Origin of the sequence: Segetibacter aerophilus (genome assembly GCF_007991655.1) — a bacterium.
Taxonomy (GTDB): domain Bacteria; phylum Bacteroidota; class Bacteroidia; order Chitinophagales; family Chitinophagaceae; genus Segetibacter; species Segetibacter aerophilus.
In genome coordinates, this window is the sequence record NZ_BJYT01000002.1 from 198,668 (window position 1) to 220,744 (window position 22,077).

At 40.3% G+C, this 22,077-nt stretch carries 24 protein-coding genes; 9 read left to right on the top strand and 15 right to left on the bottom strand.

Features of this window, described 5'->3' with window-relative positions:
* Nucleotides 1-84 precede the first annotated feature (84 nt).
* The 8 genes from SAE01_RS04280 to SAE01_RS04315 all read right to left on the bottom strand — a co-directional run bounded on the left by SAE01_RS04280 (nucleotide 85) and on the right by SAE01_RS04315 (nucleotide 7,298).
* The gene (locus tag SAE01_RS04280; protein WP_147202423.1) at nucleotides 85-999 is read right to left on the bottom strand and encodes an alpha/beta hydrolase; all 915 of its coding nucleotides are present in this window, start codon (nucleotides 997-999) and stop codon (nucleotides 85-87) included.
* 3 nt (nucleotides 1,000-1,002) lie between these two features.
* Nucleotides 1,003-1,665, bottom strand: coding sequence for a hypothetical protein (locus SAE01_RS04285; protein ID WP_147202424.1), 663 nt, complete (start codon nucleotides 1,663-1,665; stop codon nucleotides 1,003-1,005).
* A gap of 286 nt (nucleotides 1,666-1,951) precedes the next feature.
* Nucleotides 1,952-2,941, bottom strand: coding sequence for a metallophosphoesterase family protein (locus tag SAE01_RS04290; RefSeq protein ID WP_218029090.1), 990 nt, complete (start codon nucleotides 2,939-2,941; stop codon nucleotides 1,952-1,954).
* Nucleotides 2,942-3,048: 107 nt separating this feature from the next.
* Nucleotides 3,049-3,663: a hypothetical protein gene (locus tag SAE01_RS04295; RefSeq protein WP_147202425.1), complete on the bottom strand. Its 615-nt coding sequence runs from the start codon at nucleotides 3,661-3,663 to the stop codon at nucleotides 3,049-3,051.
* Nucleotides 3,650-4,921, bottom strand: a complete 1,272-nt coding sequence (locus SAE01_RS04300; RefSeq protein WP_147202426.1) for a glycerophosphodiester phosphodiesterase — start codon at nucleotides 4,919-4,921, stop codon at nucleotides 3,650-3,652. Before SAE01_RS04300 ends, SAE01_RS04295 begins: the two co-directional genes overlap by 14 nt.
* A complete protein-coding gene (locus SAE01_RS04305) occupies nucleotides 4,918-5,655 on the bottom strand; it encodes a porin family protein (protein WP_147202427.1) in 738 nt (245 codons plus the stop codon). Before SAE01_RS04305 ends, SAE01_RS04300 begins: the two co-directional genes overlap by 4 nt.
* A gap of 221 nt (nucleotides 5,656-5,876) precedes the next feature.
* Nucleotides 5,877-6,791, bottom strand: coding sequence for a sugar phosphate isomerase/epimerase family protein (locus SAE01_RS04310; RefSeq protein ID WP_147202428.1), 915 nt, complete (start codon nucleotides 6,789-6,791; stop codon nucleotides 5,877-5,879).
* A 285-nt stretch (nucleotides 6,792-7,076) separates the two neighbouring features.
* Nucleotides 7,077-7,298, bottom strand: a complete 222-nt coding sequence (locus SAE01_RS04315; protein WP_147202429.1) for a hypothetical protein — start codon at nucleotides 7,296-7,298, stop codon at nucleotides 7,077-7,079.
* 402 nt (nucleotides 7,299-7,700) lie between these two features.
* Between SAE01_RS04315 and SAE01_RS04320 the strand changes: the two genes are divergently transcribed.
* On the top strand, nucleotides 7,701-8,222 hold the full coding sequence (locus SAE01_RS04320) for a DUF2911 domain-containing protein (protein ID WP_147202430.1): 522 nt from the start codon (nucleotides 7,701-7,703) through the stop codon (nucleotides 8,220-8,222).
* An 87-nt stretch (nucleotides 8,223-8,309) separates the two neighbouring features.
* Here SAE01_RS04320 and SAE01_RS04325 read toward each other — a convergent pair whose 3' ends face one another.
* Nucleotides 8,310-10,145: a UbiD family decarboxylase gene (locus tag SAE01_RS04325; protein ID WP_147202431.1), complete on the bottom strand. Its 1,836-nt coding sequence runs from the start codon at nucleotides 10,143-10,145 to the stop codon at nucleotides 8,310-8,312.
* Nucleotides 10,146-10,331: 186 nt separating this feature from the next.
* Here SAE01_RS04325 and SAE01_RS04330 point away from each other — a divergent pair, with 186 nt between their 5' ends.
* From SAE01_RS04330 to SAE01_RS04340, 4 genes are all read left to right on the top strand, one after another.
* On the top strand, nucleotides 10,332-11,048 hold the full coding sequence (locus SAE01_RS04330; RefSeq protein WP_147202432.1) for a pyridoxine 5'-phosphate synthase: 717 nt from the start codon (nucleotides 10,332-10,334) through the stop codon (nucleotides 11,046-11,048).
* 199 nt (nucleotides 11,049-11,247) lie between these two features.
* Complete coding sequence (locus SAE01_RS24370; protein WP_170234072.1) at nucleotides 11,248-11,424, top strand: DUF305 domain-containing protein; 177 nt, start codon at nucleotides 11,248-11,250, stop codon at nucleotides 11,422-11,424.
* A 17-nt stretch (nucleotides 11,425-11,441) separates the two neighbouring features.
* Nucleotides 11,442-11,762 (top strand): DUF4142 domain-containing protein, encoded by a 321-nt coding sequence (locus tag SAE01_RS04335; protein WP_147202433.1) that lies wholly within the window; start codon nucleotides 11,442-11,444, stop codon nucleotides 11,760-11,762.
* A 179-nt stretch (nucleotides 11,763-11,941) separates the two neighbouring features.
* Nucleotides 11,942-12,577, top strand: a complete 636-nt coding sequence (locus tag SAE01_RS04340) for a DUF4142 domain-containing protein (protein WP_147202434.1) — start codon at nucleotides 11,942-11,944, stop codon at nucleotides 12,575-12,577.
* A gap of 101 nt (nucleotides 12,578-12,678) precedes the next feature.
* Here SAE01_RS04340 and SAE01_RS04345 read toward each other — a convergent pair whose 3' ends face one another.
* Nucleotides 12,679-13,125, bottom strand: a complete 447-nt coding sequence (locus SAE01_RS04345; RefSeq protein WP_147202435.1) for a KTSC domain-containing protein — start codon at nucleotides 13,123-13,125, stop codon at nucleotides 12,679-12,681.
* 360 nt (nucleotides 13,126-13,485) lie between these two features.
* On the opposite strand from SAE01_RS04345, the gene SAE01_RS04350 reads away from it, so the two are divergent.
* From SAE01_RS04350 to SAE01_RS04360, 3 genes are all read left to right on the top strand, one after another.
* Nucleotides 13,486-14,784 (top strand): radical SAM family protein, encoded by a 1,299-nt coding sequence (locus SAE01_RS04350; RefSeq protein ID WP_147202436.1) that lies wholly within the window; start codon nucleotides 13,486-13,488, stop codon nucleotides 14,782-14,784.
* A 94-nt stretch (nucleotides 14,785-14,878) separates the two neighbouring features.
* Entirely contained in the window at nucleotides 14,879-15,649 is a 771-nt protein-coding gene (locus tag SAE01_RS04355; RefSeq protein WP_147202437.1) for a sulfite exporter TauE/SafE family protein, read from the top strand.
* Nucleotides 15,650-16,024: 375 nt separating this feature from the next.
* Nucleotides 16,025-16,474 (top strand): tellurite resistance TerB family protein, encoded by a 450-nt coding sequence (locus SAE01_RS04360; protein WP_147202438.1) that lies wholly within the window; start codon nucleotides 16,025-16,027, stop codon nucleotides 16,472-16,474.
* Between the two features lie 12 nt (nucleotides 16,475-16,486).
* Here the strand turns inward: SAE01_RS04360 and SAE01_RS04365 are convergent, their stop codons facing one another.
* The 3 genes from SAE01_RS04365 to SAE01_RS04375 form a co-directional block, all read right to left on the bottom strand.
* Nucleotides 16,487-17,284 (bottom strand): sterol desaturase family protein, encoded by a 798-nt coding sequence (locus SAE01_RS04365; RefSeq protein WP_147202439.1) that lies wholly within the window; start codon nucleotides 17,282-17,284, stop codon nucleotides 16,487-16,489.
* Between the two features lie 48 nt (nucleotides 17,285-17,332).
* Nucleotides 17,333-17,950 (bottom strand): archaeosortase/exosortase family protein, encoded by a 618-nt coding sequence (locus tag SAE01_RS04370; protein WP_147202440.1) that lies wholly within the window; start codon nucleotides 17,948-17,950, stop codon nucleotides 17,333-17,335.
* A gap of 100 nt (nucleotides 17,951-18,050) precedes the next feature.
* Nucleotides 18,051-18,272 carry a PID-CTERM protein-sorting domain-containing protein gene (locus SAE01_RS04375; RefSeq protein WP_147202441.1) on the bottom strand — a complete coding sequence of 74 codons (222 nt, stop codon included), beginning with the start codon at nucleotides 18,270-18,272 and terminating at the stop codon, nucleotides 18,051-18,053.
* A gap of 292 nt (nucleotides 18,273-18,564) precedes the next feature.
* On the opposite strand from SAE01_RS04375, the gene SAE01_RS04380 reads away from it, so the two are divergent.
* The gene (locus SAE01_RS04380) at nucleotides 18,565-18,900 is read left to right on the top strand and encodes an MmcQ/YjbR family DNA-binding protein (RefSeq protein ID WP_147202442.1); all 336 of its coding nucleotides are present in this window, start codon (nucleotides 18,565-18,567) and stop codon (nucleotides 18,898-18,900) included.
* 220 nt (nucleotides 18,901-19,120) lie between these two features.
* On the opposite strand, the gene SAE01_RS24375 is transcribed toward SAE01_RS04380, so the two are convergent.
* Together SAE01_RS24375 and SAE01_RS04385 are read right to left on the bottom strand one after the other, a co-directional pair.
* On the bottom strand, nucleotides 19,121-19,297 hold the full coding sequence (locus SAE01_RS24375; RefSeq protein WP_170234074.1) for a hypothetical protein: 177 nt from the start codon (nucleotides 19,295-19,297) through the stop codon (nucleotides 19,121-19,123).
* A 236-nt stretch (nucleotides 19,298-19,533) separates the two neighbouring features.
* Nucleotides 19,534-22,056: a glucosidase family protein gene (locus SAE01_RS04385; RefSeq protein WP_147202443.1), complete on the bottom strand. Its 2,523-nt coding sequence runs from the start codon at nucleotides 22,054-22,056 to the stop codon at nucleotides 19,534-19,536.
* Nucleotides 22,057-22,077 lie beyond the last annotated feature (21 nt).

Sequence of the window (22,077 nt, forward strand, 5' to 3'; positions counted from 1 at the left end):
AACCTCAATTGGCTCAACTAAAGTACCCGCTGTTTTGACTTGACTTACTCCGTTAGCGACTCATAAAAATTTTAGGCCAGCTGGTTATTTTCTAATAAAAGCCCCCACATCCTGAAGGTATTTTTGAAAAGTATAATAGACCGGCACATTGCTATGGCCTGCACCGGTTATCAGGTGTGCTTCTTTATCATTTGCAGCCCCGCCGTAATTTTTATAAACAAGCTCTCCTTGCGTTTTTACATTCAGGAAATCATCGTTCGTTCCATGGATCCACATAAAAGGCTGTTTGACGTTTTTGATTAGGTCAGCGTTATTTATTTTTAAGTCGGTGAAGAATGAACCAGGCAGGGCGAGTGCGGATGCATCCTGTACCAACGCTTCAGAAGATGCTATGGGAGCTTCGAGTACCAGTTTTGAAGGTCTTAGACTGCGAGGTTCTGCGGCGAGTTTGGTAGCAGGAATACTTCCCATGCTAAATCCGTATATAATTAACCGCTCTCCGGATAAGCCCTTCGATTTCAACCATTGCAACCCCGCATCTACATCTGTAATCAGGGCGCTTTCTGACGATTTACCTTCTGATAAGCCATAACCTCTGTAGTCAATCATTAATACTCCGTACCTGTTTTTGCTGCTGGTGTTGGCAAGGAGTTGAGCCCTGGGCCAATAGAAGTCCATATGGTCTTTATTGCCATGGCAATACACGATGACTGTGTCAGAGGAGATTCTAGTTGTGTCGCCAATATACACGGCGTAAATCTTGGTGCTGCTTGCCTCATCTGCTCCTTTCGATTGCAGGGTAAAAAGGTTAACCCGGTTAGTTGGGATGCTATAATTTGCGTCGAGGGTAAAATCGACCTCGCCCTTGTAATTGTTTAGTTGGTAATGATCGATCTTATGCACGTTTGCATTAAACAAGTTGTCGTCGAGGCGAGCGCAACCGGCGAAGCAAAACGTGACAATTATGACGGAAAGAATAAAAATATTTCTAGAAATCATCTGCTAAAATTTTCTTGTACAACCTATATAAATTCCAAAGGCACCATGAGATCCGAAGGGCGTCTTGTAGTCAACAATGCTCGTGTTGTTGGCAATGTTAGGAGCTATCACTTTCAACTCAATATTATAATTCCACTTATTGCGAACGAAAGTTTCGCCGATCATTGGGTTAAAAAGCCAGTGATGTTCCTGCTCCTGGTCGTACACTCGTTTTCCTGCTAATTCAAACCAGTTTGAGATCCCTACATAGAAGAAATTTCTCTTGTTATTATAATCCCAGAAAGCATTGATATCAACTTGCGGATACACTTTTGATGCATCTTTATTTCTGTAGATGATATTCGCAACGGGGCTTACGCTAACTCCCGGCCAGACTCCTTTTTGCTGCAGCAGTTGCTTTGTTAAGCCCAACTCGACCTGCGCATTTCCGTATACGAGAGAAGTGATATTTAGCGCACCAAACCCGGTAAGGGTACTGTCAATTCCATATCCGTAGGTGGCAGTAACAAAGGGCATTGGTATCGTCAGCTTGCTATAACTAATGAGGGCACCCCCAAGTGAGAGATTTACGGCCTGTTGTTTTTTTGCCAGTGGTTTTACAAACCGGGTTGGCGCACAAGAAGTGATTGTTATGATAATAAGGCTAGCTAGTATGGTTTCTCGCATAAATTGGAGTGAAGTTTTTTAGGAACTAAAGGCAGGAAGGATGGCTGTAGACAGACGCATATTTCTTTATAGTTTCAATGTTATTACAAGATATATATTAATTGGAAAATAACATTTTCTCGTTTTGACCTCCCCAGAAATTGTAATAGATGGGATTGAACGATAAAGTAGAACAAATGCTTTTTTAGCAGAAGTAGCAAAAAGGGCAAAAAAAGCTTAATAGTAGTGGATTAGATGAACGTATTGCGACGCAACAATGTATCATGGGAGATATACTGTTTGTAACCTAAAAACCAATAGAAGTAGTGCGATGGGTAGGAGTAGTTGAAATTGCAGCAAGCGTATTTATTGCTCCGTTAATCTCAAACGTTGCGCCTTCCTCAAAACCTTTAAAGTCAGGCGTAAGGCGGATAGATATTAATTTCAGTTTGTCCCCTTCCCGCTGAACCGACAGATAGTGAAACAGGGGTTTATAGTTGGCCGAGAGGTCGGCAAGCAAGCCTTGCCCTTGCTTAAGCGGTTGATGCAATCCACCGCCGCCGCCGATTACGAAAAAGTCTTTCCCCTGTTGTTGAAAATGCTCGAAGTTGTGACTGTGGCCAGAAAGAAATAACCGGCTCTTGCGGGACTGCATAAAAAAAGGAACGAACTTTTCCCTGACAGAAATGGAGGAACTAACAATTTTGCTGTTGGTATACGGCGAGTGGTGACAACCGGTGATGATGAAACGTATAGAAGGATCTTCGTCTAATTTTTCCAGGGTCTGTTTATACCAACCCATCTGATCTGCATCTTCTGCGGTAGTTAACGAGTTGAAGTTGGAGTTAAGCAAGATGACAGCAACGGAGTCCGTAATGTCGAGCGAACCGGTTTTGTTGTGCTTAGGGAATCTTACCTGGAACTTCTTCTGTCCCTTACCTGACTGGCCCAACACTTCGTGGTTGCCTAACGCAGCGTTTACTTTTATGCCCTTACTGCGTAGTCTTTTAAGATAGGCATCCATCGGTTTCCATTGCCTATTACTCGAGCCTAAAGACACCACATCGCCTAGCAGGTAAACAGCAGCGGGGTTGCGGGTTACCATGTTATTAAAAATGTTCTTTGTTGCTGCACGATTGTTATTCGACCTAAGCACAAGCGTTTCTATCCACATAGGAGCTTGCGTGTCACTTGCAAAAACAATTTCTTTGCTAACGTTTGCTGTATCTGTTTCCTGCGCCCATATCGACATCGAAAGCAAGCAGGTGAAAATTGATATGATGGACTTAAACAGCATTTTTTGAGGGATCATCAATGCATGAAGTGAGCTAAATGCTAATGCCCGTTGTATTTATGATTTTTTGATTTAAGATTTATTCTATTGATTTCATCAAAAGTAAAAAGCTACCATTTCAGAAACTTCCATGACGCTTGCAACTGCAAACCAAATGATCCTCGTATTGTTTCCGCCGCATACAACCACTTCGCCTCAGCCCCTAAAGAAATTGCTTTTGAAAGGGGTGCTGTATATGCAGCAGCTGCCATCCAACCTGTACTTACCTTATTTGATTCTGCGGTACCGGCATAATTCAAATTAGATTTAAGAATGTAAAAACCTGGTCCTGCAAAAAGATTAAAATGTTTTTTTACCGACACAGAAAACTCTAACAAAAGAGGAATAGCATCAAGCGACACTTTGCCCATATTGCCATTAGCATCCGTGAGTTGATAAGAGTAAAAAGTCATATAACCTGATTCAAATCCAGCTTTTAAACGATGGTCTGGTTTCCACATTATTCTTGCAGTAGTTACAGGGTTAATCCTGGCGAGTTTTGGTTTGAGATAAGCAGGAGCACCGGTGTTCGAAGGGAAGTAACCAGCACCACCACTGAGATATAAAATAAAGGAATACTTTTTCGTTCTACCTGTTTGTGAAGTTACCTCATCTTCCTGCCCGAAGCTTTTGAAGCATGTTAAAAACAGTAAAAAATAGAGCAGTAGTATTTTATTGTTTAGCATAATAATAGTAGGCAACTGAGGATGGATAATTAGATAAAATGCCGTCGAACTTTCCCTGCAAAAAATATTTGTTGATGTTATCAGGAACGTCAAGTGTCCAAACAAAAGCTTTTCGCCCAGCGGCGTGAACTCTTTCGACCTCTTCATTTTGCAATCCTAAAGTCCATCTTGGAGCCCATATTCGTGCATTTGTTGTAGCGACATCCTGGGGAGTTAGTTCAACCACAGAAGGTATGTTTTGATAACCGGGTAGCTTCAGGAAATTTTTCAATACTTCCTCATCCGGTATTCCTATTGTGATGGAAAGATTGCGACCAACGGCAGCGGCTTTCTGAAGATATTCGACCTGTATATCACGCTCTTTCTGCATTGATCCTGTAAACTTGGTGTCGAGCCACACATACCTTAAAGAGGTATTATACACGACAGCATCTAAAGCCTCCCGGAGAGTTGGTATTCGTTCACCTTTTATTAGCCTCACTAACCCGTTTAACTGCGCATAACTGTAATTTTCTATTGGCCCTATCATGCCATTCTTTTGGATCAATCTTTCGTTTATAGTAGCATCGTGATATAAAACCGGAACGCCATCACTTGTAAATCTCACGTCTATTTCAATACCTGTTGCCCCAAACCTCGACGCCATTTTAATGATTTCGACTGTGTTTTCTGACGCAGGCAATAAATCAGACGTACGGCCGCCCCCACGGTGAGCAACTATCTCTAGTGGAGTGGCTTTATATAATGGTCGCTTGTACTGCAGGGTAATTGTTCGGTCAGGAGCAACGTCGCCTGTTCCAAACGTACCGGTTATAGTAGTTTCGGGGTTGGTACCCGGGGTTGAAGAATTTAATAGATATTCAACACCACTACTTTTATTAATTGTAAATCTTGCTACGCCCGTTTCGGTGTTAAGCATGTTACGCCAATATCCGTTTAACAAGATTGTGCTATCGAGACGCTTTCCCTCGCAAATAATATAGACTACCTGCTTTTCACAAAACATTGATAGGTGATAAGTTGTATCTCTGCCATTTGCAGTGTAACTCCATTTTAAAGCAGTTGATGGACCAAACACATCTGTTGCGTCGGCGATAGAATAAACGCCTTCCAACTTGTTGCGGGTATTGTTGTTTAAAGAAGTTCCATTGGGTGAGTTAAACAGATCCCATTTGGTATCGGGAACAGGGGCGTCGTAGTTCTTCTTGCATGAAAAAATAAGAATGCACAACAGGACGGTAAAACACGGTTTTATCATAGAATAAGGCCGATTATTAATTGAGGGAAAAAAATGTTACGATCAAAACTTTCAAATGCTGGCCAGGTTTGCCAGAAGAAGTCTGTGTAAAGGGCCCTGAAACCAAGGGTAAGATTTCGTTTGCCGTAAAAGGGTTGTTCGAGTGCAATAGTATAAGATGAACCACTGAAAACCCGGTAGTCAGTTGTTACCCGCTCATTGCCTGCATACGTCTTTATATTAAAATTCATGATCGCATCAGCTCTTAGAGAAAGCAGCACTTGCTTATTAAATCTATAACCAATGGCAACGTTTGGTATGTTTTGCCAACCACTGCCTCTTGACTTAAATCCAGCAAAATTTACAAACCCAAACCAGTAGCCCACATCGTTCCCCGCGCCCACAGAAACCCTGTTATTAAGTTCTGTAGTCCATCTCGCACCCACCGTTGCCAGGTTTTGCAATACCTGGAAAGACAACCTTCCATCAAGATTTACTTTGTTGCCTATTTTTCTGATCACATGTAAATCACCGGCAGGAACCCGGTAATGTAATTCCTCTGTGATATCGTAGGGCAAAGTCGTAGCCGTAACACCAATGGAAGTTGTCCATTTATTGTTCATGGGATGCGGAAAATAAATGAACTTTTGCTGGTCAATGGGAAGGTCCTGTGCTTTTGCGTTCGGTTTAAAAACACACAAACAAACAATTGTATAAAGTGCGACAGGTGTTTTTTTTCGTAGAAAGGTTATCATCAAAATACTAACGCTTATTTAAGATCAATTGATATAAGGAAAGCAACCTACACATAAAGCAATTAGATTATGTCGCTGCTATATTGTAGAAATAAACTGCACTTTCCTCAAGCTTAATGTTTTATGCAAAAAATAAGCCTTGCTACATAAACGCAACAATAGGTAGAATGCAAAAGGCCTGATCACGATGACCAGGCCTTTTGCATTGGGACTACTCTTTTTTAAACTTTTATTTTTAGAGACTCCAGGTATGTCTTTGTTATGTTACCGCATTGCACAGGTGTCTTCTCTTTATCAGGAACTGCGTCTAACTCAACTACACCCCATCCCTTAAACTTTAATTTGTCTAAAGCTTTAAAGAAAGCGGGCAGGTCAACTTTACCCTGGCCTAACTCTACAAATGTGTAGGCTCGGGAATCACCGGCAGCAGCAGGGTGCACATCTTTTAGGTGGAGCGTATGAATGCGATCGTGATAAGTATTGAACGCCGTTACAGGATCCCCGCCACCCTGGAAATAGTGAGCGATATCGAGCAAGAAGAGTACGTTTTTGTTGTCACAATTATCAAGGATGATTTTCACCTCCTCCGGCTTTTGGCCCAGTTGGCCCATATGGTTGTGATAGTTGGTTTGCACCCCGATATCCTGTGTACGTTTTCCAATTTCATTTATCAACTTTCCAAACTTCACGAGGTCTTCTGTAGTTGGGTCTCCCACTTTTGGTCTTGACGAATTGGTGACCTGTATATTAGAACCACCGAGGGCTTTTACAAATGTAGCATTGGCGACATGACTGTCTATAACGGCCTGGTCGTTGCCTGTATTGATATTGGCATTGCCGCTCGAAAACATAGGTAAATTCAATTTATACTGTTCAAGTAAAGCCTTGATTTCACCAGGTTTCGTTCCGTAGTCTTTCACTACATTCGACCTTAGTTGTATGCCTTTAAATCCTAAACCTGAAATGTCTTTAATAGCCTGCACATCGTTGCCGCCCCAGGTAATTGCAGAATACGCAAGCTTCATATCAGGAACCAGGTTTGCAAAGTCGCTTGCAGTAAAAAAGGAGGAAACAGATAGCCCGCCAACAGCTAAACCAACATTTGAAATAAATTTTCTACGTGACAAGTGTGACATCGTTATTCTACTTTTAAACGTGTAATTAAAAATGATTTCTTACAAATAGGGATTGAAAAATACAGCTATTTTCTTAGGTTATTACACTGCAGAAAAAAATGTGAAAGAGGTTTGAACGATTATAAAGGCGTTTTTAGAAAACGCTATAATATTGGTAAGAGAAAATATTAAACAGTGGAAAGGGAGTAGCTACTAACGGTGGCGAAACATTTCAAATAAGGTTATGCAAATTGAAATGTACATTGGCGTAGGGCAAGTTTAAATGTTTTTAAAGAAGAAATGGTTCTAATGCAAAGAGTAATCATTGAAATCATCACCCCACATTACTTTTAGCAGCTTTTCACCTTTTTCGGCGGCTGTCTTTTGCTTTTGAAGTTCCAGCTCCAGCTCTAAAATTCTTTCTCTCAATTTCTCTACTATATCTTGTTTCGGGCCCTCAAAACTGTTTGTATCATTTTTTGAATAGCTGTTAGAAACAGGCTGGTCACGCTCAACGCTTAGTTCCATTTTTCCTTTTTATTTGGCAATCGTTAACTTAAAGTACGGCATGAAAAACAATCCCTTCCAATTTCTTCTTTTAGCACAAATGTTACCTAAAATCTATTATAATTAATCTTAATGTTCTAGAAATCAAATATTTGCAATAATAGTAGATTTCATTCTTACTCTCTAAAAAATATAAAAAAAGGGTTTCTGCACCAGAGGAAGACTAAGAACCAGCACCTCAGGTTGCACGCGTTAGGGTAAGCGAGTGAAAATGAAAAACATGAATACCAGTTCTAATAGCATTAGAAGCACTGGAATTTCATGGAAATGAAATAGTAGTATTTTCGTTTAGGATAAACCTTTATTGAAATATTCTGTTTCTTATCGCTAGTTTATATACCTTTTAAAAAAAATTGAATGATTATGAAAAAGATTTTGTTTGTTTCACTTGTTGCTACGACTCTTCTGACAAGTGTAAATGGTTTTTCACAAGACGATAAATCAAAAAGACCTAGTCCGCCAGCGACAGCTACAGCAACTACTGCAACCGGAAATAGAATTGCAATAAATTATAGTCAGCCGAGTGTTAAAGGAAGAACAGTTGGAAAGGATATTGCGCCTTATGGAAAGGTTTGGAGGACAGGAGCAAATGAGGCAACTGTCTTTGAAATATCTAAGGATGCTAAAATTGAGGGTAAATATCCTTTAAAGGCAGGAAAGTATGGCTTGTATAGTTTGCCAGGTGAAAAAAAGTGGACAGTTATTTTTAATAAAACATGGAACCAGTGGGGTACGGTTTATTCAGAAGCGGAGGATGCGCTCCGTGTTGAGCTAGACACAAAAAAAGCTCCCCAGTTTACAGAAAAAATGACCTTTCAGGTAGGTAAAGATGGAACCGTCAACTTGATGTGGGGAGATAAAGCAGTTAGTTTTACAGTTAAGTAGATTTCTAAAAGAAAATAAAAAGCTCCGTAAAAACTACGGAGCTTTTTTATATATGGAATATCTCTTCAGGCCTTTCCATCCATTAAATTAAGGTGTATACAAGCTTCCTCCTTTTGCAAATAAGCGATCTATCTTTCTTTCTATCGCCGGATCTTTTTCAACAGCCGGAGCATGATGAGGTTTTATCCGTGCATCGATGATCAAAGGCCCGTAGCAACCCCAGTGTTTATTAGTCGAAAATTCATTAAAGCCATAAATATCATGCGAAGGATTGCATCGTGTGTAAGCAACCCAAAGATAATTATTGAGCGTTGCTGAAACAAAGTTGCTATCATCACAAACTACAAGAAACGGCGCCTGAGACAGCTCAGTTGCTTTATCAGTCAATTGATCTTTTAACAACTGCATTTCCTGCTGGGCACTTTCATAAGTTGAAAACTTGGTTGTTTGGATGGAAACAACTCCCGGCATACAGAGCTGTGGATTTTGAAAGCTTTGGAGATTTTGTAATACATCCGGCACTTCTTTACAAAGTTCTCTTTTGATCTCCCCATAAGCAGCAAAAACTACTTTGCTTCCACTGTTTAAACCTGTTCCGGAATAATCTAAAGTATCAATAGTGGTGTTGGTGTAGAAATGAACATCACGGCTGAGGTCAATTCGTTGAAGCAAGTACTCCATAAATTCCTTTATATGGTGTGTCTTTAACTGGTTCGAATCGTCCCCAGTAATAAATAGAAACTTTGCCAGACTGAGTTGGCCGGTACCGAGAATGTGATTGGCAATCGTAAGAATTTCAGCTGGCTGTTTTGCCGGCATATAAGGAGTATATCTCTCACTGCCTATCGCAAGCAATAAAGGATGAACTCCGGCAGCATCCACAGCATGCACTTCTTTAAGCCCTGGTATTTCATTCGGAATTGCATCTCCTGTTATCTCATGTATAAGTTGTCCAAAACTGGTGTCTTCTTGCGGAGGACGACCCACGACGGTAAAGGGCCAAATAGCATTTTTCCTTGCGTACACCTTTCGTACACGCATCAAAGGGAATGAATGGGTAAGGCTATAATAACCGAGATGGTCACCAAAAGGTCCTTCCGGTTTGTTTTCGTTCGGATACACTTCCCCGGTGATAACAAAATCGGCGTCGGTGCTTATGCAAAATCCATTAACGTAAGAATACCTGAAACGTCTAGCCCCCAGTACACCGGCAAAAGTCATTTCGCTGATTCCTTCGGGTAGAGGCATAACGGCAGATAGGGTGTGGGAGGGAGGTCCGCCTACAAAGCAGCTCACTTTAAGTGGAAGTCCTTTTTTATTTGCCTTAGTTTGATGAATGCCAATCCCCCTGTGCAACTGGTAATGAAGGCCAATTTCTTTATTCAGTTCATATTCATTCCCTGTCAATTGAATGCGGTACATTCCAAGATTTGCATTCATAATGCCCGGCTTATCCAGATCTTCTGTATACACTTGGGGCAAGGTCACAAACGCACCACCATCTTTTGGCCAGTGTTGAATGAGGGGCAAGTCAGAGATGTGTATCTCTTCGCCAAGAACCGGCTTTACCAGCGGATTTTTTAATGGCAGCGCTTTTAACGCTGCTAATCCTGTCTTTATATTTTTAAACGGCTGCCTGATTGCTTTTATCGGGTCGTTCTTTAACTCAACCAGCTTTTGAACAGAAGCGAGCGTATCCCTGAAAATGAATTTGCTCCTTTCCAGGGTTCCAAAAATATTTGATGCAGCCCTGAATTTTGATCCTTTCACCCTTTCAAACAACAAAGCAGGTCCACCTGCTTCGTGTACCCGTAAATGAATTGCTGCCATTTCAAGATGTGGATCTACTTCTTCTTTAATCCTTGCCAGGTGATTGTTTTTCTCGAGGTCAACCAGACATTGTTCTAGAGAGCGATAGGTCATAGCATGCAAAGGTAAGCTGCAAAGATTAGTCGGTTGCTGTGGTATTGGATGCCGGTGAAAAGCTTCAAGCTATAAGCTATAAGCTGCAAGCCACAAGTTTCAAGCAGCAAGTAGCTGAAACAACAGAACATAGTGACTCATAGCTCGCAGCTATCAGCTCGCGGCTTTCTTCCCTACCTTTGCAGTATGACAAAACTTAGTGTAAACATCAACAAATTTGCGACGTTACGCAACAGTCGTGGGGGTGATAATCCTAATGTCTTGAAGGCGGCACTTGATGCGGAAAGGTTTGGAGCGGATGGCGTAACTGTTCATCCCAGGCCAGATGAAAGGCACATTCGGTATAGTGATGTGCGGGAGATAAAAAAGGCCATTAAAACTGAGTTTAATATTGAAGGAAATCCTCAGGAGCAAAAGTTCGTTGACCTCGTTCTCGAAGTGCGTCCGCACCAGGTGACGCTTGTACCGGATGCGCTTGTGCAGATCACCTCTAATCATGGGTGGGACACTATTGCTAATAAAGATTATTTGGTGAACATTATTTCTGTATTTAAGAATGCAGGTATTCGCACTTCCATTTTTGTTGATCCGGATGTAGCTATGATTGAAGGCGCAAAAGCAAGTGGAACAGATAGAATTGAACTGTATACGGAGGGGTATGCAAAACACTTTTTTGAAGATAAAGAAGCGGCCATTAGGCCATACGTCGAAGCTGCAAAAGTGGCAAATGAATTAGGTTTAGGGATGAATGCGGGGCATGACCTCGACTTGCAAAACCTGCGTTATTTTGTTCAACACATCCCCGGTCTGCTAGAAGTCTCTATCGGCCACGCCCTTGTTTGTGACGCTATTTACCTTGGATATGAAAACGCGGTGCAGATGTATAAAAGGCAATTGCAATAGCCTTTGAATAATTATAGAGAGTGGCAAATTTCTCTACTTACTGTCAGGTCACATTTGTCCATGCTGATTTTTTTACCCGGGTTCGAGAACGTTGTTGATCATTGAACGAAAAATTTCGATTAAATACTTTCACAAATCTAAAATGCACGGTTATTGTATAAAACATTTTTGATATATAATACTAATTAAAAAATCAAAAATGAAGAAAGCAATTTACACAGCATTTTTGCTGACAGGAGTGGTTTTAGGGTGTAGTAAAAGTGATACGGAACTTAATAACACCGATCGGACATTTGCCATGCAGGCCAGCATAAGTAACAGCGCGGAAGTAGACGCCGGAACGCTTGCAGCAACAAAGCAACAAATGCAGAGGTGAAGAAATTTGCGCAGTTTATGGTGGCTGAACACACTTTAGCTCAGACCGATTTGAAGAACTTAGGCACTAGCGTTGGGATTGCTGTGAAAGACACAATTGATCCGCCTCACGTCGCTTTAAAAAGTTTATTGGTGAGTACACCTGCCGGACGTGCTTTTGATTCAATCTATATTTATTCTCAGGTGGCAGATCATGATGCGACGATAGCAAATTTTCAAACAGAGCAGAGCAACGGAAGTCATCGTGATGTGGTGAGTTATGCCAACAATTATCTTCCGCATATTCAAATGCACCGTCAAAGTGCTGACAGTATTTCGAGAGGTTTCTTTAGACGATAATTTCTATTAACCTAAAGAAATGCTGGGAAGTAGTATGCTTTCCAGCATTTTTATTTCCATACTTTTCCCTCGGTGAATTCCTATAAAGTCATCTTCGGCTGTCTAAAACTCCGGCTCAAATGGAACAAAATTTGCGTTTTTGTCCTCGGAAATTGTTTTACGAGTTAAACTAAATCTATATGAAAAAGATGAATAGTAAACTGAGGAACATTCTTCTGGCAAATGCAGTTTTGCTTGCGTTCAATCCATCTATCGCCCAAACTTCTAAGGATACTGTGAAAGCTGGTCATGCCGGTGACGGGATGGTTGTGAACCCCGGCAAGGTAGACGACGGAATGGCTGTAAAACCGGCTAGTCCGCACGATGGAATGTCTGTATTGTCTGATACAGCTTTCTTAAGTAAAAATATTATGGACAACAGGATGGAAATAAGGCTGTCGAAATTGGGTCAGGCAAAGGGCACTTCTCCTGCCGTTAAAAAAGCTGCGTCTGTAATGATTACCGATCATACGGCTATACTGAATGATTTAATGAAAGTAGCCTCGGCGGGAGGCGTAAGTGGAAAAGAAAATCAGAACGAGATGACAATGCCTAGTCTACCCGAAGGAAAAGAATTTGATGCAAACTGGGCAGGACAGATGTTATTGATGCACGAAGCTAAAATTGCAGAACTGGAAAGTTTTATCGGGTTAACAAAAAATGCCACATTAAAAGCAGTAGTAATGAGGGCCATCCCGAAAATAAAATCGCATAGAGAACTATTGCTAAAAATTCCAGGAGCGAAGGAAAAATCAAAAGTGACGAACACTGTTTAAAGATCAATAATGCTTAGATACGTACAATGTAAAAGGGGCTGATCAAACAGCCCCTTTTGCATTGTACGATATTTATAAAATAGCTCTTAAAATGCTTAAACCTACACTTCTGCTGTAGCCTTACTCACTTCCCTGTAGACAAAGGAACCGCAAACATGGCGACGTGCAAACCTGCCGGGTGTATCTGCATTCACCAGCTTTATGTAGAGTGCTCTTGGAACATCAAAGTATTCGTAGCAGTTTCCTTCGGCATAAGTAATGTTGAGGTTACCGCCTTTATAATTCAGATCAACGATGGTAGATGAAGTGATAATGTTGGTATAGCTTTCTAGAGCTTCGGCATGTGTTTCGGGAGAAATGCTTACCAAAAAATGATACGCCTCAATCACCTTTTTACTTTTTTCCTGGGCTTCTTCCTGCTCACTTCCCTCCTGGAATTTATCGGGATGGCATTCTTTCATTGCATTCCTGTAAACCTGCTTTAACTCTTTTAGACCTGCTTTTTCGTCAACCCCTAATAATTTTCTATAGCCAAGAATCTTCTTCAATTTTCAAAATTTTTGCAATGGTACAACCTTTTAGCGGCTAAACTCTAATTACTGCTCCTTATAACAATATCATAGCAATTCTTCTGTAGTTGACAACAGTACCAGGTAGGATTGTGCTAGAAAGTTGAGAGAAGTACTGCCAGTTGAACGGTGTGACACAACGATGTCCAGTAGAGTTATATGGCCGGTTCAAGAAAAGGATACTTATTGATCATTAAGAAGCAGCCGCAGTTACGTTTATATTTTTCTTAAAACATCCTGATTGAAATTATAGCTGCAGGAATAAGCGTTTACTTTGCGAAATTTTGAAGGCGTTTATTGCCACGCTCTTTCATCTGTTGTACCAATAAATTTGAATTCATGCTTACACAATCGCCTTATATTTTATATTCAGATGGAGAGGGAAATATTTTTGAAGACACGTCTTTATATGTAACTGGAAGAACCGGTTGGGACGCGATGCCGGTACCGGAAGACGAATGGATGGAACTGCCTGAAGGAGGCCAGTTGTATGAATTGCCCGGACGACGTGGTATTGGTATCGATGTAAAAACGGGCGAAATGCGTTTGTGCCAAAAGGGTTGGGCTGTGGCAGCATTTATTCCACCGGCTCACACAGGTTTTTATCTGGCCGCGTACGAAACTGCGCCTGACGCTCCAACACTTCCCCTTTTTTGTTATACCGCGGCCGGTTGGTTGGATGAAAAATTTTTTGTTCCCTGCATTCGTATTGAGCAAGACATCAGGCAGGATTGCAAAGGGTATGATGAGGTGGTGGTAGAGCAGGGCGTAAAGAAAGCGCTTGAAGCTTACCCTCATAATCGTCTCGTTGAGCATCTTGCCAACAACTGTGCGCTTACTTATAAATGTCCTGCTGCAAGAAATTATTTTCTTGGTCGCTGGGAATGCCCCATACCATCTTCCCCCGCGTGTAATGCCAATTGTGTCGGGTGTATTTCATTTCAGCCTGAAGATGAGACAATTGTTTCTACGCAGGATCGCTTAACGTTTAAGCCTTCGGCTGAGGAAATTGTAGAATACACAGTGCCTCACCTCGAAAGTGCGCCTTACCCAATAGTCAGCTTCGGACAGGGTTGTGAGGGAGAGCCGTTGCTGATGTGGCAGACGATACGTGAAGCGATTATTGAAATCAGGAAGCATACTTCAAGGGGTAGTATTAACATCAATACAAATGGATCTAAACCTGATGCCGTTCGTGAGCTTTGTAAAGTGGGCCTAGATAGCATTCGGGTTAGTTTAAACAGTGTGCGTAAACATATTTACGAGCCGTACTATTGCCCTAATAACTATGCTTTTGAAGATATCATTGAAAGCCTAAAAGTGGTAAACGGCTTCGGTGGCTGGACGAGCATTAATTACTTTGTTTTCCCTGGGATGACAGATAGTGTAGACGAATATGAAGCGCTTAGAAAAGTGATCAGGGAGACGGGTCTTAAAATGATACAGTGGCGCAATTTCAACATTGATCCTGACTGGTACCTTGGAAAAATAAACGTTGCAGACACAGGCGAATTCTTAGGTGTAAAGCAACTGCTCGAGTTGATACAGGAAGAATTTCCTGATTTAAAATACGGTTATTTCAACCCGCCAATAGAACGCATCAAGGGAAACTTTACAATGGACTTTGCGCATAAATAAGCAAATAATGAATAATGAATAATGAATAATGAATAGTGAAAAATAAGTCGCCCTAATTATTAATTATTCATTATTCATTCTTCATTGCCCTACCATGACTACTACACTCATCCTTCTTTGCCTTGCAGCTTTTTCGGCCGGCTTTATTGATGCGATAGTCGGCGGGGGTGGATTGGTGCAAACGCCGGCCGGTTTGGTGTTGCTGCCTTTACTTCCTGTTTCTACTGTAATCGGCACTTTAAAAATTCCCGCCTTTAGTGGAACCTTCCTGGCCGCTATCCAGTATTTGCAAAAGGTGAAAATCAATTGGAAATTGGTCGTTACTATGGTTGTTTTGGCTTTCTGTTCGGCAATGGCTGGCTCTTATTGTTTAACTAAAGTTGACAATTATTTCATGAAGCCATTACTGCTTGTAATTTTGGTATTTGTCGCCGCCTACACCTACACCAAAAAGAACTTTGGCATACACGCTGAAAAAGATCACTCTTTCAATCAACAATTATTCTATTCTATCGCCACCAGCGTCGTACTTGGTTTTTACGATGGCTTTGTTGGTCCGGGCACGGGTAGTTTTTTAGTGCTTGCTTTTATCACCTTACTAGGTTTTGATTTTCTTAAGTCAAGCGCTCATGCGAAGATGGTTAACCTGGCTACCAACTTTGGATCAATATTATTTTTTGCGGGCAGCGGTCGCATCATTTTCGCCATTGCTATTCCTATGGCTATCTGCAACGCACTCGGCGGAGCACTTGGTGCAAGGCTGGCCATTGTAAAAGGCAATAAGTTTATCCGCGTATTCTTTCTTGTCATCGTTGTCGGAACCATCCTGCGTTTTGCCTATGATGTGTTTTTTAAGCGAACGTAGCTTTCACTCTTTTTACTTGCAATTACAAAAAATGTCTTAATCCCCGCTGTAGCTAGCTTGGGATGTTTTTGCGAGTATTATTTGAATCCTGTAAAAAGAAAAATTATTTCTCCAGCATTTGCTCCCTCTGAATCTTTTGTTGCGTCGCACACTTGTACCCAGGAATTTCACTGAACAACATCAGCGTAACAAATACGTTTTAACGATATTGGCTTTCGTTAATCGATTAAGATTTGTATTGTTCAACCATGCTTTCAATGAAAAAAGACCTGTTTGTTTCAAAAAGAAAAAATTGAAATCGGCATGAAATTTATAATCTTACAACTGCGAAATATAAAAGTCTAAAAAGATCTGTCACTGAGAAAAAATATAACTATGGGATTATTTGATACTATGTTTAACGATGTTCCGCAAGAAAAAAAGTATGAGCCGCAAGACGTACGCGAGGCGTATGCAGTAGTCCTTTACTGTTGTGCAAATGCCGAAGGAAATATAGGTGACGAAGAAGTAGTGTTTATAGATTCTTTATTTTTAACGATGAGTATTTTCCAGGAGCATGATGGCGCCGACTACTTGCAGATTGCAGAAAAGGTGTATAGTAGTTATACTGTAGATCAACTTTTGGAAGGCAGTTTCCTTTTCATTAAAGATGAGCAACATGCGCAGCTCTTTTGTTATTGCTGCGACGTCTTTTTAGCCGACGGAGTAGTAACCGACGATGAGAAGAAAATTCTTGAAAAAATTGCTTCACTGGCAAAAATCGACGAGGAGACATCGAAAAAGATAGTTGAAGTAGCAATTATCAGAAACGTAAAAGACACCTAGATTTGTTCGAACCTACTTATCAAATTTAATAAAAGGGCTTTTCATAAGAAACCAGAAGGTTTGCTTCTTTTCTTCATCAAATTCTTTTAATCCATAAACTATCGGTTGGGGAGGATAAGCCTTATAAGTTCCAAACATTCTATCCCAAATAATAAAAATGTCTGCAAAATTTGAGTCAGTATAAAACTGCTCTTGTGCATGATGCAGCTTGTGAAAGTTGGGAGTAACTATCAATTTTCCAAGAATACTATCTATCGCTTTGGGAAAACTAACGTTGGTATGTTGAGCAATCATACATGGTGTTAGAATGATATAATAAAAGCCAAGTGTAATTGTATCGATTCCAAAAACAGCTGTGGCTACAATAACCCAGGTAGCTCCAACAAAAACATCAAGAGGATGATGTCTGAAGTAGGTAGACGCATCCAGGTGTGTGTCACTATGATGCACCCGATGCAGACGCCACAACAATGCAGATCGATGAGAGAGCCGGTGAGACCAATACAAGGTGAAGTCGATACAAAAAACTCCAAGAACTATTTTCGCCCCAAAAGGAATGTTGAATTGATTCAATAAACCAATATAATGGCTGTTTATCCAATTAACCGAATAAACCTGTAGCAGGGCAACACAGTAACTTGCACCAATCAAAAGAAGGTAACACAGAACATTATTAAAAAGGTGATCGAGTCGGTTAGTGGCTTTATTAGCGGTAGTTTGAAAGTTTTCTATAATGTAGAAAAAAGCAATTAAAGCAATGATGATATAGTTGAAAGGAAGGGCAATAAGCTTCTGTATGAATTGTTCCATAAATGCGACGGGCCTTACGATTAGGAGAATTTATTACGTCAATATTTTTTAAACAACGGCGCAGTATGAAGCAGGCTTCTCCACTTTGGTCGCACTAAAATTTACCCGCTTGTCTTCCCGGTTATACAAATAGATCAACAAGAGTATAAGCAGGTAGGCAGCGACATTAAACATGTCGTGATGATCCATGTGTGTGCTTTGAGGCCACTTATTCTGAAGAGCTAACATTAGGATTGCAATTCTACAACAGTTGATAACCCAAATAAGAATCACTCCCGCAAAACACCACAAAAATTTTCTCTTTAAAGAGCTTCGGTCAGCGACTATGAAAGCTATCCAAAAACTCATAACTCCAAAACCCAAACATTCATAAGAAAGAAAAACGCTCGCCCCCTTAGGTGCAAAAATGTTATTACCCGTTATGCTTGCTTTTACGCCAAATACGCTATCAATGAAACTAGCCGCTTTTAAGATAGAAGTTGTTAGCCACGAGATGTAGTTTAAATACTTATCGAAAAAAGGAACGTAAAAGTTTTTGGGATCAGTAAGTCCCCAGTATATCAGGTTGAAGTAATACAGGGACAACAATAAAACAAGAAACTTAACAAAGTAGGAGAGATCGAAATAGCCGGAAACTTGTTTACCTAACGGTCTAAAAGAATTCATTGTATTGGATTTATTAGAATTTAAAGCCTGCTAGAAATAATGTGAACGTTTAAATTAATCATTACAATAGCAGGCTTTATAAATGGCAAGCGGCCCTAAATTATTTTACATCCTCGGCTTGCATCTTATCATTCTTTCTTTTTTGATAAGCTTTTTTAGATGCATAGCCTATCCCTGCAGCAACAAGCAAAGAAAGTCCGCCATCAAAGGGAGCATTAACTGGTGGCTCACGAACAATAATATCACCTGCTATACTAAGAAAAGGGATGCAGGCAACACAAACAAAAGTGAACGCAAGAAACAAAAATCTGGATTTCATCATTGTAGTTTTGGTTAAGAAATAGTATTTCGATTTAGAGAATAAGTAAGTTCAAGATTAGCGTCATAGAAGCTGGATAAAGAATGTTTTATGTAGTAGGACTATCTTTATTAGCACCGAAAAGGAATTAAGACAGTTGTACACGCCGTTTGTTAGACGTAGCTGTTTTTTTGGAGGTTGCAGCTAAACACAAAGAAACCCTTAGACGCGAATCAGCATACTTTTGATAAGTGGGAAAAGCGCTTAAAAAATAAAGAAGAATTTGTAGACCTTTAATATTCTAACATTAACGCAAATGATTTCGCCGGAACAATTTAAAGAATTAGCTCTTTCGTTCCCTGACACAGCCGCGGCGCCACACTTTGACCGCACAGCGTTTAAAATAATTGGCAAACGAATATTTACCACGTTACATGAAAGAAGCCACACAGCTAATTTCAAGTTCTCACCTGCCGATCAATCTGTCTATACTTTAATTGATAAAAATGCAATTTATCCTGTTAACAATAAGTGGGGATTGCAAGGTTGGACAACTTTCGAATTAGATAAAATAGATAGTCAACTTGCATTGGAGGCTTTAGCAACAGCCTATGAAGAAGCACTGCAAAGTTCTTCAAAAAGAAAGTCTTGATAAAGTATCTATTAAGGCGAGAGAGCATACAATTCATCTTGCCTGAGGAGATTTTAATCAATAATTTCCCTTTCGTGCAAAAAGCTTGTTCGACAAAACGGTCAAAAGGGGAGAGCAGGCTAAAATGGGAGTGGGGGTAGGAATTTATACAGATGGAGTAATAGCGGCAGGATCATTTCAAGAAGTAATCTATTTATTAAATGGCCCTGCCTTACATATACTATCGCATCCTTGTTAACTGGTTCAATAGACGCAGCTTTTCTTTCACCTGCTTCAATTCATACCTAAGCTCACTAAATTTATCTAGTGTACAATCGCTTAATAATTTTTCGCAAGTATTCTTCCTCTGTAATAGCTGTTCGCGGTCATCATGGCGGTCCTGAGATTGTTCGTTCATAGTTTGTTTATTTTTTTATGCTATTTTTTCAAATAAATCTACACAATACAACAAAGCGAATTTAGTTATAATATTTAGTTTCTGGCCTTCGCTTCAGATATAGTTTTCTTTATCTATAACTAAAAAAATGTTATTTTATTTTCCGTTTTCGAATATGAGGCAAAAGAAACAGGAAAGCTTCTATTAACGGGCAGTTGAATGGTCTCGAAAGCTGCTTTTTTTAGTATTGCTTTTACCTATCCTTTCGTTATTGTAATCCTTTGATTAGTGGTAGATGAGAGATGATCAAAAGTGAGAGATCCGCGCGTATTGCTCTTGATAACCGGCCTTTGTTTTGGGTCGATGGTAACTGTATAAAAAGAATTAGGTGCTAATTGATTTATGGTATAGGTAATGTTACTTTTCTTCTTTCCAGGTGTGTTCTGTATCCAATCCATCTCGTCAGCGCTCCATGTTTTTAATTCAACTTTAAGTTCGCCTCCGGTTTTTGCAATAAAAGAAGGGGCAGACGTATTACCATTAAAATAAAAAAGCTGATTGCCAAGGCTGGAAAAACCAAAGTCTTTATCACTCGTAATCTTAAATCTACCGTTTGAAACCGTATACTTTTTTAGGTCAAGGTCTATCAATAATTTCTGGCCTTGGTAGTTATATTTCAGTTGTGTTCCGGCAAGTTGACTGGTAATATGAGGATTTAGGTAGAACCTGTTATACAAAGGATTTATACCATAAATTGCGTGGTACAACCCAACAACAGAAAGACTATTTCCGGAAAGGATATCATCTCCTAAGCCATCTTGTTTTTTGCGGCCGTACCGCTGGTAAGCAAGTCCATCTTTAGCGTACCTGTCCATTACATTAGTTACATATTTCAATGCCAGTTCAGGTTTGTAATCTGCGTAAGCTTTTACACCGACAGCTCCCCAGGACAAAAACAGGTCGCCATTTTCGTAAGAAGGAAAAGGGTATTGCGTCTCTCTGCCTTCGCCGTCCGCATAGCTCGACATTGTTAGCGGCCAGAAGAAAAGATTTTCTTTTTTCATCTGTGTCTCGATATCGTCGAGGATTGTTTTAACTCTAGCATCATCGTCACAAATACCATAAGCAATAGCCATAAAATTCACGGGAGTAACCATGTTTCTACCATGAACGCTTTTGTCTTTATCTAACCAGTGCACGTAGCATTTCTTCTCATCATCCCAAAAACCTCCTTCTGTTGTTGACTTATTAAAACTTGTTTTCAGCTTTGCTGCAAAGTCCTGGTATTGTTGGGCTTTTACTGTATTTCCAAGTTCGCGTTCTACGATTGTCCATTTAGTAAGAGCATGATACAACTTGGCGTTTACAAAGGCGTTTTCATAAGCGGCCCAAATAATGTCGATCCAATCGCTGCCTCTTTTTTCTTTGTAACTATCGGTCATCATTTCCACCAAGCCATCTTTGTCGCTGTCCCTGTTGATGATCCAATCCAAAGCTTTTTCGCAAGAACGTTGATGTGTCTTTACCCAGGCCCTGTCACCAGTCTGGTCGAACAAGTCAGCGACATTCGTAACCAGGTCCGGATTTGAGTCCATTAAAAATCCCCACTGTGCTTCATAAAATCCTTTGTCCGTCACTTGCCCGGGCATAATGTCAACATTGTTGTAAGCCCACCGTGCCCAGACCCGACCGTCACGCTTTATAGCGTTGTCGCGATAGTAATCGAGACATTCTTTATAGCCTTGCAAATATGTGTTGTCATTAATGGCGAGACCCATTTGAGCGATGTACTGCTCATGTAAACAGATCGGCCCATAGGGTGTGTGCCAACTGTTTCCCCCAAAATGTTTTGCGTCAATTACACCAATTCTTGCAACGGTATTTAAAACTGAACTTACCTGTTCACCGTTTACTCCTACGAATTTTCCGCGATCGAATTCTTTATTAAAATCAAAATAAGAAAGTGTTACACATTGAGATGTTTTGCCCGCGGCAATATTGAAAGCAGACCAAACATCGGTTCTTTGTCGAATAAATCTTTTGCGGTTAGTGCCACTGTCAAACCGGGGAATCATCTCTCCATCGGAGACGGTAATTGCATACTTCAAATGGTCGTCATTTGTTCTGCTATACTTCATTGCAACTTGCTTTCCCGCGGCATCAACTGACACCTTTAGACCGTTACCTGTTTTACTATTCCAAAATCTTGACGAGTTCGTATGCACGCCGTACGTACAAAGCTTTTCGTTAAAAAGGTAAAACCAAGCTAATCCACCATAACCCTGGTAAGCACCTTCCCATGTATTGATATTATTGAAATTGAAAGAAGGCAGTGCTACTTCTTCTACCAGTGCAGGCTTTGAGAAAGTTCTCTCAACATCCATCTTAATGTCGTTGTCCCTAATAATAAACTTCCAGGTTTCGCTAATTATCAGGTCATTATTTCCATATGAAACATTGCTAACTCTTACCGTATTTTCTGTAACAGCTAGTGCAGGCGATGAATTTGTATGGAGGGAAGAATAAGTAGTCGAAGCAGTTCTCACTTCAGAATAAATACCTGCATTTCCATCTATTACTTTTTGACCGTTAACTTCTAAAGCTGAGACATTTGCTTTTTGATTGTAATCAAGTGTGAGTTTTATTTTTCGGTTTCCAAACGTGATCGTTTTGTTTTTAGCACTATTGACTATTACGGTTTGAGCAAAATTGATGTTCAAAACATGCAAACTAACAACACACAGAAAAATTCTAAAAGCAAGTGTCCTCCTTATAAGCATCTTGGCAAATAGTTTTAAAAT